The sequence below is a fragment of the Synechococcus elongatus PCC 11801 genome (genome assembly GCF_003846445.2).
GTDB lineage: Bacteria > Cyanobacteriota > Cyanobacteriia > Synechococcales > Synechococcaceae > Synechococcus > Synechococcus elongatus_A.
This window is the reverse complement of sequence record NZ_CP030139.2, coordinates 867319-882902: the sequence shown is the minus strand read 5'-3', so window position 1 is coordinate 882902 and position 15584 is coordinate 867319. Positions and strand designations below refer to the sequence as shown.

Here is a 15584-nt window from a genome sequence, read left to right as displayed (position 1 = left end):
CTCTATCGTTTTGGATTGAAGGTTGATGCGATCGCCTGCTGAGCATTTCCAAGACTTGGAAGCCCTGATGCTGACGAAAGCTGCTGAACTGGAAGCTGATGTGCGATCGCTGCAACAGCAAGATCAAACAACAGAATGGCCTACGGCGTGGAAGCGGCACTATAACCACCGCTTTGCCCAAATCTTTTGTCAGTCGCGGCCATTGCGCAATTGGGCAGCAGATGCTGCAGCTTGGGGCCTATTGCCCGATCGCCGCTATCCCTCAGCGGGTAATCAGCCTGCTTCCAGCGATCGCCCCTGATTCACGGGATCCGAGGATAAGCGCTGCTTGCCTCCTAATCATCCTCAGGGTCCTCAACATTGCCGCTGGCTCTCGCAGTGTACCAGCGCAGTAAAATGGAACGTCACTCCGCCCTAGTTACATGAGCGCTCCCCTCTACGAAGGCAAGGCCAAAATCGTCTATGCCACCGATGATCCACAGGTTTATCGTACTTACTTTAAGGACGATGCCACTGCCTTTAATGCTCAAAAGCGGGGACAAATCAGTGGCAAAGGAGCGATCAACTGCGCTGTCTCCAGCTATCTGTTTCGGGTCCTAGCTCAGGCCGGTGTTACCAACCACTTCATCGAGCAGATCTCCGAGCGGGAGATGAACGTTCAAGCTGTTGAGATTGTGCCCTTAGAAGTTGTCGTTCGGAATTTAGCGGCGGGTAGCCTCTGCAAACAAACAGGGCTGGCTGAAGGAACTGCAATCGCGCCGCCGTTGGTAGAGTTCTACCTCAAAAATGATGCCCTCGGGGATCCATTGCTCACCCCCGATCGCCTTCGTCTTCTGAAGATTGCGACTGAGGCAGAAGTGCAGCACCTGCAAACGGCTGCCCTTCAGGTCAATGCGTTGCTCCAGACCTTTTTCAACCGCTGCGGCATCACGTTAGTCGATTTCAAATTGGAATTCGGCCGCGATCGCCAAGGTCAAATTCTCCTCGCTGACGAAATTAGCCCAGATACCTGTCGACTTTGGGATCAGCAGGAATCCGATCCTGAAAAGCGCATTTTGGACAAGGATCGCTTCCGCCGCGATCTCGGAGACGTGGAAGCTGCCTACGCACGTGTTTTAGATTTAGTGGCCCAGCAAGCGCAGGCGTAACAAAAAGTGTGGGGTAGAATTGCGGCGTTCTGGCCGTGTGCAACTTTCCGGTTGCCATGACGTCCTGGGCGAGGGCTATGCGATATCGGTCTGTCCGTCGGTGGTGTGAGAGAGATATGTCGAAATCCAATCAGGTGCAACGCCTAGCCTTAAGCGTCTACTGTGCCACCGCGATCGCGATCGCAGCGTCACCCGCTCAAGCTGAAACCCAAGCAACGCCGGCGCCTTCTAAGCCGACGGTGGCTAATTTCAAGATTGAAGGTCCTACGGCAGTTCCTGAACCGGCCGCGATCGCCAGCCCAGTGCCGCTGGCACAAACGTCGCCTGCGCCTGATGGCGGGGTCACTCCTACTCCGACCCCAACAACGCCGTCTCCGACCCCCGAGACGCCCCCGACGGTTCCTCCGGCAACAGTACCTGTTCCTGCTGCAGAAACACCGGCTCAACCAGAGCCCCAAGTTCTTGTTTCTGAAGTGCAGATTGTCGGGGTGGCAGGAAATCCCGATGAAGCGCAGCTCCTGGATGCAATCTACGGCGCCATTCGTACTCAAGCGGGAGCGACATCAACACGGACGCAGCTCCAAAATGACGTCAATGCCATCTTTGGCACGGGCTTGTTCAGCAATGTTCAGGTGTTGCCTGAAGACACACCGCTCGGGGTGCAGATCACCTTTGTGGTTGAGCCCAATCCCGTTCTCAGCAAAATTGAACTGGACGGAGCCAAGGTTCTCCCCGATTCAGTCGTTCAAGAAACCTTTAAGGACGACTACGGCAAGATTTTGAACCTGCAAACCCTGCAGGCTCGGATCCGTACTCTCAACACTTGGTACCGCGAGAACGGTTATGTGTTGGCTCAGGTGGTGGATGCTTCGCGGATTAGTCCAAACGGTGAGGTGACGCTCCGAGTTGCGGAAGGTGTCATCAGTGAGCTGATCGTCCGTTTCCAAAATGCGGAAGGGCGATCGACTGATGAAGAAGGAAATCCCATTCGTGGCAAAACTCGGCCTTTTATCGTCACGCGGGAATATTCCTTCAAAGAAGGTGACGTTTTTAACCGCCCCCAAGCAGAAGCGGGGTTGCGCCGAATTTTTGGCCTAGGCTTGTTCAGTGACGTACGTCTCAACCTTGAGCCGGATCCCCGCGATCCGACGAAGGTCGTTGTCGTTACCAACGTGCAGGAAAGCTCAACTGGTAACTTCTCAGCTGGCGTGGGTTTTAGTGATGCCAGCGGTCTGTTCGGGACCATTGGCCTACAAGAGCAAAACTTTGGCGGGAATAACCAGAAGCTAGGCTTCCAGCTCTCACTGGGTCAGCGCCAAGCCCTGTTTGACATTAGCTTCAGTGATCCGTGGATTGCTGGCGATCCCTTCCGATCGTCCTACAGCGTCAATGTATTCCGCAGTGCAGAGCTGGCGCTGCAATTTACCAATGGGCCGATCGATGTCAATTTGCCCAACGGGAATAGCATCATCACGCAACGGACGGGGACTCAAATTCTCTTCACGCGTCCCCAATCTGACCCCTACACGCGGCCAGAGTGGACGCTGTTTGGCGGCGTCAGCTTTAACATCGTTGACATCACGGACATCAACGGTACGGCTTTTGCCCAAGATGAGTTTGGGAACCCGCTAACAGCGTCTGGCGGCTCGCAAGACACCCTGTTTGGCCTCATTTTTGGTGCAGTCCGCGACACTCGTGACAACGTCGCCACACCAACTCGCGGTAACTTCTTCCGGTTCAACATCGACCAGTTCCTCCCGATCACTGCGAATGGGGTGTTCTACAACCGGATTCGGGCGGGCTACAGCTTTTACGTACCGGTGCGTCTGCTCCGCTTCCAAGAGGGCTGCCGTAAGGACAATCCGACGGCAGAGGAATGCCCTCAAACCTTGGCCTTCAATATCCAAGCTGGTACAGCCCTCGGTAACTTGCCACCTTACGAAGCCTTCTGTATTGGCGGTGTCAACACGGTGCGGGGCTATGAAGAATGCGGCCTTGCCAGTGGCCGTAGTTTTGTTGTCGCAAGCGCAGAATATCGCTTCCCAATCATCAGCCAATTCCTCGGTGGCGCCCTCTTTGCTGATGCCGGTACATCCTTGGGTAGTGATAGTGCCGTGATTGGGGCGCCGGCTGTGGTGCGTGGTAAGCCTGGCGGAGGGGTTGGCTACGGCTTTGGGGTTCGCATTGCTACACCGGTAGGACCAGTACGGCTGGACTTGGGTTTCACGCCGGATCAGGGCAACCGCATCCAGTTTGCGATTGGCGAAAAATTCTGAGGCGAGACTATGGCGATCGCAATTCCCCGTCGGACTCTCGCAGGGCCTGTTGACTGCACGGGTGTAGGGCTTCACAGCGGTGTGGAAGTCACCGTGCGCCTAGAGCCCGCAGTGAGTGGCAGCGATCGCCGCTTTGTTCGTACTGATCTGCCGGGCTCACCGGAGATTCCTGTTCACCTCGATCACGTCCACGAGACGCTGCTCTCAACAGAGTTAGCAACGGAGCAAGCCAGTGTTCGCACCGTTGAGCATCTACTGGCTGTTCTCGCTGGTTTGGGCGTCACAGATGTTCGAATTGCGATCGATGGACCGGAGCTACCGCTGCTCGATGGCTCAGGGGCGGAATGGCTAGCTGCGATCGCTGCGGTCGGTACGGTCGAAATTGCGGGCTTCCTGCCAGTTCCTATGTTGACCGAGCCACTGACGGTGACTGAAGGGGATGCCTTTGTCACAGCCGTGCCTGCTGAAGAAACGCGTCTCAGCTACGGTATTGACTTTGATCTTGCCCCAATCGGAAATCAATGGTTTAGTGTGCGCTGGCGGCCTGATGACTGGGAGCGCGAGGTGGTGCCAGCTCGAACCTTTGGTCTGGCTCCTCAAATTGAAGCCTTGCGCCAGCAGGGCTTGATTCGCGGGGGTAGCTTGGAAAATGCTTTGGTCTGCGATCACGATCGCTGGCTGAATCCGCCGCTGCGTTTTTCAAACGAGCCCGTGCGTCATAAACTCTTAGATCTGGCTGGGGACCTGAGCTTGCTCGGTGTCCTGCCCCAGGCCCACATCCTTGCCTACAAAGCCAGTCATCGGCTCCATGTTCGCTTTGCCCGTGAACTCCAAGCCCGCTTGACTAGCCTTGCTTCCTGTTGACCTTTCTTCGCTCTCTACATGACCGCCAACCCGGATGCTCCAGCCTTGCCGACGTTGCCCTTGGCCGTGGAGACGATTCAAGGCCTGCTGCCCCACCGCTACCCGTTTGCCCTTGTCGATCGCATCATTGACTATGTACCGGGTGAACGAGCGGTTGGGATTAAAAATGTGACTTTTAATGAGCCGCAGTTTCAGGGGCATTTCCCAGGGCGACCGCTGATGCCGGGAGTCCTGATTGTGGAAGCTATGGCCCAAGTCGGTGGCGTGATTGTCACCCTGATGCCAGATATGCCGAAAGGTCTGTTTGTGTTTGCGGGCATTGACCAAGTGCGCTTCCGGCGGCCGGTGGTGCCCGGCGATCAGCTGGTCTTAACGGCCCAACTCCTCAGCGTTAAGCGCCGTCGCTTCTGCAAAATCCAAGGTGAGGCGATGGTGGATGGCCAGCTGGCAGCCAGCGGAGAACTGTTGTTCTCGCTCGTGGAGTAACGGCTGGTGAGTGCAGTAATTCACCCCACCGCAATCATCGCGCCGGGGGCCGAGATTCACCCCAGCGTCCAAGTCGGCCCCTATGCCGTCATTGGTGAGCATGTGCGAATTGGGGCGCATACGACTATCGGTGCCCATGCCGTTATCGATGGCTGGACCGAAATTGGTGAAGAGAATCGGATCTTTCCAGGAGCGGCGATCGGACTGGAGTCGCAGGACAAAAAAACCGATGGTTCTCTCAGCGTTGTGCGGATCGGCGATCGCAACCGCATTCGTGAGTACGTAACCATCAACCGTGCCACCAAAGCGGGCGAGGCGACGATTATCGGTAACGATAATCTGCTGATGGCCTATGTCCATGTGGCGCATAACTGCGTCCTTCAGAACCGGATTGTCATTTCCAACGCGGTCTCATTGGCGGGACACATTGTGGTCGAGTCAGGAGCGGTGATTGGCGGCATGTCGGGGCTGCATCAGTTCGTCCATGTCGGTCGCAATGCCATGATCGGTGGCATGAGTCGGGTTGAGCGAGATGTGCCGCCCTACATGCTGGTGGAAGGCAACCCGGCCCGCGTGCGATCGCTCAACCTCGTAGGGCTAGAGCGGGCAGGGCTGCGGGATGGACAAGAAGGCGAGGTGTTCAAGCAGTTGAAGCAGGCCTATCGGCTGCTCTATCGCTCGGATCTCTTGCTGAAGGAAGCGATCGCGGAAATTCGCCAGATCTCAGACCTTGAGCACCTACAACACCTCTGTAACTTCCTCGAAGCTTCTCAAGGGAGCGAGCGTCGGGGTCCGACTCCGGGTAGCAAGTAAGTGGCAGCACTTCGACTGTTCATCAGCACCGGCGAAGTCTCAGGCGATTTGCAGGGCAGCCTGCTGATTGCGGCGCTGTTTCGGCAGGCTCAGCAGCTAGGCATTGAGCTGGAAGTGTTCGCCTTGGGAGGCGATCGCATGGCAGCAGCCGGTGCGACGCTGCTGGCCAATACGATCGGCATCAGTTCAATTGGCATCTGGGAAGCGCTGCCCTACGTCTGGCCAACGTGGCGTTTACAGCAAAAGATCGCGCGGCAGATTCGTGAAACGCCACTCGATGCTGCAATTTTGATTGACTACATCGGTCCCAATATTGGCTGGGGCGGGCGTTTGCCAAAATCCCATCCCAACATTCCGATCTTTTATTACATCGCACCTCAGGAATGGGTCTGGTCGTTTGGTGAGGGCAAGACGACTCAACTCGTCGGTTTCAGCAATCGCATTTTCGCCATCTTCCCCGGTGAAGCCAAGTACTACCGCGAACGCGGGGCAGCTGTGAGTTTCGTCGGCCATCCCCTGATTGACGAACTCCAAAATCGGCCCGATCGCGCCATGGCTCGTGCCCAGCTGGGTTTGCAGGATCAGGAGCGGGCGATCGCTCTCTATCCGGCTTCTCGACCTCAAGAGCTAAAGTTTCTGCTACCGACTGTCCTTGCTGCGGCTCAGCAACTCAACAACGAGCTGCCGAATCTCCGCTTCTTTGTACCACTCTCCCAAGAGCAGTTTCGAGCAACGATTGAGCAAGCTGCTCAAGATTTAAGCCTGCCCTTGCAAGTTGTTGGTGGTGAGACAACAAGGCTAGTGCAAGCGGCGGCGGATTTGGCGATCGCGAAGTCAGGAACCGTCAACCTCGAAATTGGCCTACAGGGTGTTCCCCAAGTTGTGATTTATCGGGTTGGTGCAGTGACCGCCTGGATTGCGCGTCATATTTTGCGCTTCTCGATTCCCTTCATGTCGCCCGTCAACTTGGTGAATATGGAGGCGATTGTGCCGGAGCTGCTGCAGGATGAGGCCAACCCTGATCGCATTGCGGCGGAAGCGAAGACTATTCTGCTGGATCCTGAGCGGCAGGCGGCAATTCAAGCTGGTTACGGACGCATGCGCCAAAGTCTAGGTGAACCCGGTGTTTGCGATCGGGCTGCAAAAGAAATTCTGATATCCGTTCTCAAACAACAGAGTTCTATTGATACGACTGACTAATCACGAATAGTTTTCTGCCTGCTCTAGCCAATACCTGTAGTTGCTGGCACTATGCGGACGAGATGGTATCGTCTAGGACTCCGGAGTGGTCACAGAAAGATTTACACTGCCTAGATCAGTCGCCGCTCAATTTGCAGAAACCGGATGTTAGAACAGCCTACAGGTCCGTTGTTTGAGCAAATTAGCCGCGAGGACTGGGAAAAAACGCCGGAAAGTGTGCAGCAATTGATCCAGGCTTTGTTGAGCGTGGCCGATCTGAGCGCGCAAAAAAGCACCCAAACCAGTGCGGGTCGCCAAGCCATCAATCAATTTCTCCGCGAGAGTTTGCGCTATCAACAGGTCGTCGAGGCACAGACAGATTTAATTTTGCGATCGCGTCCAGATACGACTGTCGTCTTTGCAAACAAACCACTGTGTGAGGTTCTCGGACTGCCCGTAGGCGAGATTAGTGGGCTGGCATGGGATAGCCTTGTTCCTCCTGATGATCTCACAAAACTCCAAGACAAAATTGCTGGATTAAGTCTCGAGAGCCCAACATTTGAGAGTCTAAATCGCAACTACGGAGAAGAGCAAAAAATCAAGTGGATTCAGTGGGTTAATCAGGGAATTTTTAACGATTCTGGTCAGTTGATTGAGATTCAGTCAGTCGGTCGAGATGTGACAACCTTGATCGAGCAAATTAAGAAGGAGAAAACCCTTAACCATGTCTTTGAAGCTATCCGTAAATCGCTGGATCTGAAAACTGTTTTTGAAACTGCAACAGCTGAGTTTGCAAAAATCCTCGATGGACTCAGTTGTTCGATTGTCCAATATCTCAGTGATCAACAGGTTTGGATTCACGTTGCAGACTTTCAATATGATAAGAGCCGAGAATCAACCGTTGGCACAAGAATTTCAGACTTGAACAACCCGTTTGCTGAGCAGCTTAAAAAGTTTCAGATTGTCCGTGTTGAAAATACTAAGCATATTAAAGATGAAGTTAACAGAGAGCTGGCTAAGTCTATCCCAGGTGCCTGGTTATTAATTCCTTTGGTCGTTGAGGAGAAGCTCTGGGGAAGCTTTACTATCATTGCGACACAACAGCCTTTTGTCTGGACTGAGAGTCAAGTTGATTTAGCTTGCAGTGTCGCGAGCCAGCTAGAAGTCGCGATTCAGCAAGCCAATCTCTATCAAAAAGTTCAGCAAGAACTCAGCGATCGCTGCAAAGCAGAAGCATCTCTAAAGGAAAGTCAGACTCGTTTTCAGAAAATTGCTGATAACTTGCCTGGTGTTATTTATGGTTATCAGCTAAAGACGGATGGCAGTGATGAGTTTACCTACATTAGCTCTGGCTTCCAAGAAGTTTATGGTGTTGATCCAGCCAGAGCACTAGAGGACAGCAATGTTGTCTGGCAAATGATTCATCCTGAAGACGTTGAGGTTCTGAGAGCTGCAACTCTAGAATCCCAGAATACTCTACAGACTTGGGAAGTTGAGTTTCGCATTATTACTTCTGCTGGAGATTTGAAATGGATGCAAGGGAGGGCTCGACCGACCCGCCAAGACAATGGGGAGACGGTGTGGGATGGCTTAATTATTGATATTAGCGATCGCAAAAAAATAGAAGCTGAATTACAAGCAAGTGAAGAGCGCTACCGATTGCTTGCAGAAAATACCAGTGATCTGATTTGCCTGCATGAAGCAGATGGTGCCTATCTCTATATCAGCCCTTCTGTTGAATCCCTCTTAGGTTTTTCCAGTGAGGAAATGATTGGTCAAAGCCCCTATGAATTCTTCCATCCGCAAGACCGTGATCGCATTCGTGAAGAAGTCCATCGCGCTGTTCTTCAGGGAGCTGAAGTCCCAGTTGTCTATCGGATGCGCAAGAAATCAGAGGGTTATATTTGGTTTGAAACATTAACGAAACCAATTTTTAACACAGAGGGAGAAGTTACTGGGATTCAGACAACCTCTCGAGATGTGACTCAACGAATTGAAATTCAAAATAAACTTCAGCATGATGCTTGGCATGATGATTTAACTGGCTTATCTAATCGAAATCTTCTGATCGAACGCTTAGAACTTGCGATTCATCGAGCTAAGCGAATCAAAAACTATAAGTTTGCAGTGCTATTTTTAGATCTCGATCGCTTTAAGGTCATTAATGATAGCTTAGGACATCTAGTTGGTGATAAGTTATTAGTCGAAATTTCGAACAAACTAAAATCAATGATTCGTTCCCATGATCTAGCGGCACGGCTAGGTGGGGATGAATTTGTGCTTTTAATCGAAGACATCCAGAGTTTAGAAGAGCCGATCAAAATTGCAGAGAGGGTTCTAGCATCCGTTCAAGCTCCCTTGGAATTAGAAGATCGCTTAATTTACACCTCAGCTAGCATTGGCATTGTCCTGGGTAGTAGTGACTATAAGGATGCCAATCATCTTCTGAGAGATGCAGACATTGCGATGTATCGATCTAAGGCTCGCGGCAGGGCCCGTTATGAAGTCTTTGATACGGCGATGCATGCTCAGGCTCTTGAGCGTCTTCATCTCGAAAATGATTTACGTCAGGCGATCGCCCGTCAAGAATTTATATTATATTACCAACCTATTATTCAATTAAAGACGGGTGAAATTACGGGTTTTGAAGCCCTCATTCGCTGGCAACATCCAACACAGGGAATCAAGCCTCCCAAGGATTTGATTCCGATCGCGGAAGAAACGGGTTTAATCACCACAATTGACTATTGGGTCTTGACTCAAGCTTGTTGCCAACTAGCAGAATGGCAGTCTCATTATCCTGAGACCTCAAATCTCAATATGAGCGTGAATTTATCAGCTCAAGATCTAAAGTATGGTCAGCTGATGCAAGAGATTCAATCCGCTCTGCAAGATTCAAAAATCAGTCCTAGCTTACTCACGCTAGAAATTACTGAAAGTATGTTGGTTGAGAATACGGATGAAACGATTCAGCTGCTTTCTGAAATCAACCAACAAGGCATCCAAATTAGCATTGATGACTTTGGAACTGGATATTCGTCGCTTCGCTATCTACACACTCTGCCAGTCAACAACCTGAAGGTTGACAGCTCATTTGTTGGTGAAATCACTCATAATCCTAATAACTATCAAATCGTCAGCACAATTATTGCTCTTAATAACCAGCTAGGGCTAAAAGCGATTGCCGAAGGTATCGAAACGCGTGAACAATTGGATTTACTGAGTACGCTTGGCTATCAGTATGGTCAAGGTTACCTATTCGCAAGACCTCTTAGTCCAGAAGAGGTTGAATCCCTTTTGTCCAATCATCAACACTTGCAAGGTTCCGATCGCCTCCGACTGACTTTTTAGCATCTAGAGAAAGTCCCTCTAACTATCTCCTTTGCTATTCAGGTTGAAATCTGCTTTGTTTGTGTTTGAGGATGGCAGCCAATAGGCAGCCTGCTCTGGCAAGACCCAGCGAATACCGCCACGCGGATCGGGGCGATCGCCTGAATAACGGGGAATCAGGTGAATGTGAGCTTGGGTGATCGTTTGACCTGCTGCCAGCCCGTCATTGATGCCGATATTGAAAGCATCAGGTTGATAGCGCTCTTGTAGCTGCGATCGCACGATCGCGACGAGTTCCCAACTGGATTGAAACTCCTCAGGTGGCAGCTCGAATAGGGACTGGACTGCTCGTTTGGGAACGACCAGACTATGTCCTGGTGAGACTGGATAGCGATCGCGAAAGGCCACTGCCCAGTCATTTTCGGCCAGCAGGTCTAAAGAGGCTCGTCCGCCAAAAGCGGCTAATCCATCACTCATGCAGACTGACGCTCGGCTAAAGCTAGCCGTGCCTGCTCGCGATCGTCGAAGTGGATTTTCGTCGTGCCAAGAATCTGATAGTCCTCGTGGCCTTTCCCTGCCAAGAGCACACCATCCCCAGGCTGAGCCGAGAGAATCGCCTGACGAATGGCCACCGTGCGATCGGCTTCGACGACGACCGGGCTTTCTGCCGGGATGCCCGCCACAATATCCGCCAAAATCTGACGCGGGTCTTCGGTGCGCGGGTTATCAGAGGTGACAATCACCCGATCGGCCAGCCGTGCCGCAATTTCGCCCATCAGGGGCCGCTTGGTGCGATCGCGATCGCCTCCACAGCCAAACACGCAGATCAGCTCACCCTGAATAAATGGACGAGCCGCTTTCAATAGGTTTTCAAGACTGTCGGGCGTGTGGGCATAGTCGACAATCACCGTCGGGTCTGTCTCCCGACCCACAACCCGTTCCATGCGACCGGGTACACCAGCAAAGTCAGGGACGGCAGCCAGCATCGTCTCGATCGATAAGCCCAGTGTCCAGCCCGCCGCGATCGCCCCCAACAAATTGGCGAGGTTGAATTGACCGACGAGAGGCGATCGGAAGGGGAAAGCCCCCTCTGGCGTTTTGATGGTGCCTTCAACGCCGGTTGGCCCGTACTGCAAGTCTGTGGTGCAAAAGTCTGCCGTGCCTGAAACGCTGTAGGTGAGACATTGCTCGGGCGGCGTCATGGCGATCAAGCGCTGACCGTAGGCATCATCGGCGTTGATAATAGCTTTGCCGCGCAGATAGGGCGGCGCAAACAACCTTGCCTTGGCTGCAAAGTAGGCCTCCATCGTTTGGTGATAGTCCAAGTGGTCTTGGGTGAGGTTCGTGAAAACGGCGACATCAAAGCCGCAACCATTAACCCGACCCTGATCCAACGCGTGGGAACTGACTTCCATGACTGCAGCTTGGCAGTCTGCTGCAACGGCGGTCGCTAGTTGGGCATGTAAATCAGTAGCAAAGGGCGTTGTATGTTGCGCCACTTCGGAGTAGCCAGGCCAGCGGTTATAGAGCGTGCCTAACAGCGCTGTCTTTGTGTCTGCAGCGTTGAGAAAGTGCTCAATTAAATGGGTCGTGGTGGTTTTACCGTTAGTGCCCGTCACCCCTGCTAACTTCAAGGCCTGGGCTGGTTGGTTGTAGAAGGCTGCCGCGATCGCCCCAGCAGTGACCGGCATTTGATCACTCAGGATCAAGCAAGCATCTGGATTGGCAGAGAGCGGACGTTGCGCCAGAGCAGTGGGGGTGACAATTGCAGCAACCGCCCCAGCCGCGATCGCTTCTGGCCAAAACTGGCCGCCATCCACTTGGGTGCCGGGCATCCCCAGGAACAGATCCCCCGGTTGGCAACGGCGCGAGTCGGTCTGCAGACCGGTGATCGCTAAATCTAAGGCAGCATGTTGCGGTTGGAGGACCTGGGTCGGAGTTGAAGCGAGCAGCGATCGCAGGTTCATGGGTTCCCTCCGCATTGGGCGTTAGCGTGTTGTAGCAGATCAGGCGCGATCGTTAAAGCGTTGCAACAGGCTTTCGACTTGGCTGAGGCTGGCGCGGGGGGCTAAGCGTGGCAAGGGGGTCTCGCGTCCATCGGATTCGACTCGACAAAGTACCGGGACTTCAAACTGATAGGCCGCAAACCACTGGGCATTGAGGCTGATATCGCGGACTTCCAACTCGATCGGCAGCGATCGCACCTGTTGCAGCTTTTCGGCCAGTCCCTCACAGAGATGACAGCCGTCTTTGCTGTAGAGCACTAGTCGCATGGTGTCTTTCCGCAGGCACAGGAGGGCAAGGGCGGAACCGGATCATAACCGCCGGGATGAAAAGGGTGGCAACGGAGAATGCGACGAATGGTTAGCCAACTGCCTTTGAGGGGGCCAAAGCGATCGATCGCTTCCAGCCCGTACTGGGAGCAGGTCGGATAGAAGCGACAACTAGCGGGAGTCAATGGCGAAATCCAGCGGCGATAGAACTGGATCAAGGCCATAAGCAGCAATTTCATCCGTTCATCCGGCGAGGTTGCGCAATCGCGGTATGATGTGAGTTTTGGACAAATCCTTCAGAGGACTGCCCGATGTCTCGATATAGAGGCCCACGCCTCAGAATTGTACGGCGCTTGGGGGACCTACCTGGTCTCACCCGTAAGGCTGCTCGTCGGTCTTACCCCCCTGGTCAGCACGGCCAAGCCCGGCGCAAGCGCTCAGAGTACGCGATTCGTCTTGAAGAAAAGCAAAAGCTTCGCTTTAACTACGGCTTGTCGGAACGACAACTGGTTCGCTACGTGAAGAAGGCGCGCCGTATGCAAGGGTCCACCGGGACCAACTTGCTGCAGCTGATGGAAATGCGCCTTGACAACATCATCTTTCGTCTTGGCTTTGCGCCCACGATCCCGGGTGCTCGTCAGCTGGTCAACCACGGCCACATCACGGTCAATGGCCGCGTCGTGGACATTGCGAGCTACAACTGCCGCCCCGGTGAAGTGATTGGAGTTCGTCAGCGAGAAGCCTCTCGCAAACTGGTGACGGCCAACCTGGAATACCCAGGTCTCTCTAACGTGCCTGTGCACCTCGACCTTGACAAAAACAAGCTCGAAGCAAAAGTGACCGGTAATTGCGAGCGCGAATGGGTTGCGCTGCAAATTAACGAACTACTGGTGGTCGAGTACTACTCGCGCAAAGTGTAGACTCCCCACCCCTTACTCTGACCGCAACAGCTCCTGCCTTTGGGTGGGGGCTGTTGTTGTTTGTGCATCTACAGCGGTTGCAACCATCCTCCCCCTGATCCCAATCAAAAGCACGGTTGGATGGGCAGTGCTTCATCGCGATCGAGACGTCTGCTTGAGCGAGTTGACTAGGTTGATAGCCTCGCAACGCACTGGCAGGCACTCGTCCTACGGCCCTGCTGATGCGGTGAATAGCTTAATGAGTGACACCCATAGGTATCGTGGCTGAACTTATCGGCTGCCTGAGGCTAGAGATTAGAGATGCCCAGAGGCGGGCGATCGCAGTCAGCTTGCAACCTCATGACAAGCCTTTTGGTCTTGGCATGCGATCGCTTTATTAATCATTGAATTCATCTCAACTCAATGATTAATAACAATTAAAAATTCCTAGTTTTTGAATTGTTTTGGGCAATGGTGCATCTAAAAGCATGATTCTACCTACAATCTTGAGTCCCAAGTGCCATAAGAACGATTAAGTCAATCCAGTACTGAGGATTGAGTTGGTCATCGCAATAATTACAACAGCTCAATTGTGATGATTGTTTAGCTTATCGAATAGAAAAACTTATCTCGGCGATTGAAAAAATAAGAGCAATTTCAGCGTTTAACGCTTGCGTAATCCTGTCAAAAGACCGTAAATATCTCTACATGCAAAGCGCAAAGTCCATTGACTAAGCTCTATAGGAAAACCTAGGAGCGTCCGTTTAGGGAGTCAGCGATCGCATCTATAGAGAGCAGATCATCTTTCTATAGATGTCAGGAAGACAGAGCGTTTCTGCGCCTCTCGTGAAGCAATTTGCACAACTTGTCCATCTTTAGCAGCATCTCCTGTTGTGGGATGTAGGGGGAGACGTATGAACGAATTTCGTCCAGTCAATCGTCGTCAGTTTCTGTTCACCCTTGGTGCAACAGCAGCCAGTTCTATTTTGCTAAAAGCCTGTGGTAACCCTCCTTCATCTACTGGCGATAGCAGTTCCAGCACAACTCAGCCGATCGCCGCTGGCGCAGGTGATCTCGAAGTCAAAACGATCAAATTGGGCTACATTCCCATTTTTGAATCAGCCCCACTGATCATTGGCCGCGAAAAAGGATTTTTTGCCAAGTATGGCTTGGATGTTGAAGTTTCCAAACAAGCCAGCTGGGCTGCTGCTCGCGATAACGTTATCTTGGGCTCCGCTGGCGGTGGCATTGATGGTGGTCAGTGGCAAATGCCCATGCCTGCCTTGCTGACTGAGGGCGCAATCAGTAATGGCCAGAAAGTACCCATGTATGTCCTGGCTTGTCTCAATACTCAGGGCAATGGCATTGCTGTCTCCAATCAGCTCAAAGCCCAGAATCTGGGTTTAAACCTCACCCCCAATCGCGACTTTATCCTGAACTATCCGCAAACTAACGGCCGTAAGTTCAAGGCCTCTTATACCTTCCCCAACGCCAACCAAGATCTTTGGATTCGCTACTGGTTTGCATCAGCTGGGATTGATCCCGATCAGGATATTGAGCTCCTGACTGTTCCCAGTGCAGAAACGTTGCAAAGCATGCGCAATGGCACGATCGATTGCTTTAGTACTGGGGATCCTTGGCCGTCGCGAATTGCCAATGATGGCATCGGTTATCAAGCGGCTCTGACGGGGCAAATGTGGCCGTTCCACCCCGAAGAGTTCCTCGCCGTACGAGCGGACTGGGTCGACAAACATCCGAAAGCCACGATCGCCCTACTGATGGGCTTGATGGAAGCGCAGCAATGGTGTGACCAGCGGGAAAACCGGGCAGAAATGGCCAAGATCCTCTCTGGTCGGAACTTCTTCAATGTGCCGGTTTCGATCTTGCAGCCGATTCTGGAAGGTCAAATCAAAGTTGGAGCGGATGGTAAAGATCTCAACAACTTTGAGGCTGGTCCCCTCTTCTGGAAGAGCCCTCGCGGCAGTGTCTCCTATCCCTACAAGGGTTTGACCCTGTGGTTCCTGATCGAATCGATGCGCTGGGGCTTCAACAAGCAAGTACTACCGGATATTGCCGCTGCTCAGAAACTCAATGATCGCGTGACTCGCGAAGACCTATGGCAAGAAGCCGCCAAGAAATTGGGCGTGCCAGCGGCGGATATTCCAACAGGTTCTAGCCGTGGTACCGAGACCTTCTTTGATGGCATCACTTACAACCCAGAAAATCCGCAAGCGTATCTCCAGAGCTTGAAGATTAAACGGGCTTAAAGCGCATCAATTCTCAACTTTAGTTCAGTCAATATCAGGAGATAGACAA

Annotated in this window: 14 protein-coding genes; 10 read left to right on the top strand and 4 right to left on the bottom strand. The window is 52.7% G+C overall.

From position 1 onward, the window contains the following. Positions 1 to 25 precede the first annotated feature (25 nt). From DOP62_RS04180 to DOP62_RS04145, 8 genes are all read left to right on the top strand, one after another. Positions 26 to 301 (top strand): hypothetical protein, encoded by a 276-nt coding sequence (locus DOP62_RS04180; RefSeq protein ID WP_208673472.1) that lies wholly within the window; start codon positions 26 to 28, stop codon positions 299 to 301. 121 nt (positions 302 to 422) lie between these two features. Beyond that, positions 423 to 1148 carry a phosphoribosylaminoimidazolesuccinocarboxamide synthase gene (purC, locus tag DOP62_RS04175; protein WP_208673470.1) on the top strand — a complete coding sequence of 242 codons (726 nt, stop codon included), beginning with the start codon at positions 423 to 425 and terminating at the stop codon, positions 1146 to 1148. Positions 1149 to 1264: 116 nt separating this feature from the next. Next, a complete protein-coding gene (locus DOP62_RS04170) occupies positions 1265 to 3424 on the top strand; it encodes a BamA/TamA family outer membrane protein (RefSeq protein WP_208673468.1) in 2160 nt (719 codons plus the stop codon). 9 nt (positions 3425 to 3433) lie between these two features. Then, the gene (gene lpxC / locus DOP62_RS04165; RefSeq protein WP_208673466.1) at positions 3434 to 4288 is read left to right on the top strand and encodes a UDP-3-O-acyl-N-acetylglucosamine deacetylase; all 855 of its coding nucleotides are present in this window, start codon (positions 3434 to 3436) and stop codon (positions 4286 to 4288) included. Between the two features lie 18 nt (positions 4289 to 4306). Then, positions 4307 to 4774 (top strand): 3-hydroxyacyl-ACP dehydratase FabZ, encoded by a 468-nt coding sequence (fabZ, locus tag DOP62_RS04160; protein ID WP_208673464.1) that lies wholly within the window; start codon positions 4307 to 4309, stop codon positions 4772 to 4774. Positions 4775 to 4780: 6 nt separating this feature from the next. Further along, positions 4781 to 5587, top strand: coding sequence for an acyl-ACP--UDP-N-acetylglucosamine O-acyltransferase (gene lpxA, locus DOP62_RS04155; protein ID WP_208673463.1), 807 nt, complete (start codon positions 4781 to 4783; stop codon positions 5585 to 5587). Beyond that, positions 5588 to 6787 carry a lipid-A-disaccharide synthase gene (gene lpxB / locus DOP62_RS04150; protein ID WP_338438617.1) on the top strand — a complete coding sequence of 400 codons (1200 nt, stop codon included), beginning with the start codon at positions 5588 to 5590 and terminating at the stop codon, positions 6785 to 6787. Positions 6788 to 6931: 144 nt separating this feature from the next. Next, positions 6932 to 10117, top strand: a complete 3186-nt coding sequence (locus DOP62_RS04145; protein ID WP_208673461.1) for a sensor domain-containing phosphodiesterase — start codon at positions 6932 to 6934, stop codon at positions 10115 to 10117. An 18-nt stretch (positions 10118 to 10135) separates the two neighbouring features. Here the strand turns inward: DOP62_RS04145 and DOP62_RS04140 are convergent, their stop codons facing one another. From DOP62_RS04140 to yidD, 4 genes are read right to left on the bottom strand one after another with little or no spacing between them, the layout of a single operon-like run. Continuing rightward, positions 10136 to 10573 carry an HIT family protein gene (locus DOP62_RS04140; RefSeq protein WP_208673460.1) on the bottom strand — a complete coding sequence of 146 codons (438 nt, stop codon included), beginning with the start codon at positions 10571 to 10573 and terminating at the stop codon, positions 10136 to 10138. Further along, positions 10570 to 12078 (bottom strand): UDP-N-acetylmuramoyl-L-alanyl-D-glutamate--2,6-diaminopimelate ligase, encoded by a 1509-nt coding sequence (locus DOP62_RS04135; RefSeq protein WP_370538871.1) that lies wholly within the window; start codon positions 12076 to 12078, stop codon positions 10570 to 10572. The genes DOP62_RS04140 and DOP62_RS04135 overlap by 4 nt, the downstream gene beginning before the upstream one ends. A gap of 24 nt (positions 12079 to 12102) precedes the next feature. After that, positions 12103 to 12369, bottom strand: a complete 267-nt coding sequence (locus DOP62_RS04130) for a glutaredoxin family protein (RefSeq protein WP_208673458.1) — start codon at positions 12367 to 12369, stop codon at positions 12103 to 12105. Further along, complete coding sequence (yidD, locus tag DOP62_RS04125; RefSeq protein WP_208673456.1) at positions 12360 to 12608, bottom strand: membrane protein insertion efficiency factor YidD; 249 nt, start codon at positions 12606 to 12608, stop codon at positions 12360 to 12362. The genes DOP62_RS04130 and yidD overlap by 10 nt, the downstream gene beginning before the upstream one ends. A gap of 72 nt (positions 12609 to 12680) precedes the next feature. Here yidD and rpsD point away from each other — a divergent pair, with 72 nt between their 5' ends. After that, on the top strand, positions 12681 to 13289 hold the full coding sequence (gene rpsD / locus DOP62_RS04120; protein ID WP_208673454.1) for a 30S ribosomal protein S4: 609 nt from the start codon (positions 12681 to 12683) through the stop codon (positions 13287 to 13289). 893 nt (positions 13290 to 14182) lie between these two features. Beyond that, positions 14183 to 15535, top strand: a complete 1353-nt coding sequence (locus DOP62_RS04115) for a CmpA/NrtA family ABC transporter substrate-binding protein (RefSeq protein WP_208673453.1) — start codon at positions 14183 to 14185, stop codon at positions 15533 to 15535. Positions 15536 to 15584: the final 49 nt, after the last annotated feature.

Bases quoted from the DNA above. Each gene is read 5' to 3' on its own strand.
- DOP62_RS04180 (WP_208673472.1), top strand. From the start codon at position 26: ATGCGATCGCCTGCTGAGCATTTCCAAGACTTGGAAGCCCTGATGCTG.
- purC (WP_208673470.1), top strand. From the start codon at position 423: ATGAGCGCTCCCCTCTACGAAGGCAAGGCCAAAATCGTCTATGCCACC.
- DOP62_RS04170 (WP_208673468.1), top strand. From the start codon at position 1,265: ATGTCGAAATCCAATCAGGTGCAACGCCTAGCCTTAAGCGTCTACTGT.
- lpxC (WP_208673466.1), top strand. From the start codon at position 3,434: ATGGCGATCGCAATTCCCCGTCGGACTCTCGCAGGGCCTGTTGACTGC.
- fabZ (WP_208673464.1), top strand. From the start codon at position 4,307: ATGACCGCCAACCCGGATGCTCCAGCCTTGCCGACGTTGCCCTTGGCC.
- DOP62_RS04145 (WP_208673461.1), top strand. From the start codon at position 6,932: ATGTTAGAACAGCCTACAGGTCCGTTGTTTGAGCAAATTAGCCGCGAG.
- DOP62_RS04140 (WP_208673460.1), bottom strand. From the start codon at position 10,573: ATGAGTGATGGATTAGCCGCTTTTGGCGGACGAGCCTCTTTAGACCTG.
- DOP62_RS04135 (WP_370538871.1), bottom strand. From the start codon at position 12,078: ATGCGGAGGGAACCCATGAACCTGCGATCGCTGCTCGCTTCAACTCCG.
- DOP62_RS04130 (WP_208673458.1), bottom strand. From the start codon at position 12,369: ATGCGACTAGTGCTCTACAGCAAAGACGGCTGTCATCTCTGTGAGGGA.
- yidD (WP_208673456.1), bottom strand. From the start codon at position 12,608: ATGAAATTGCTGCTTATGGCCTTGATCCAGTTCTATCGCCGCTGGATT.
- rpsD (WP_208673454.1), top strand. From the start codon at position 12,681: ATGTCTCGATATAGAGGCCCACGCCTCAGAATTGTACGGCGCTTGGGG.
- DOP62_RS04115 (WP_208673453.1), top strand. From the start codon at position 14,183: ATGAACGAATTTCGTCCAGTCAATCGTCGTCAGTTTCTGTTCACCCTT.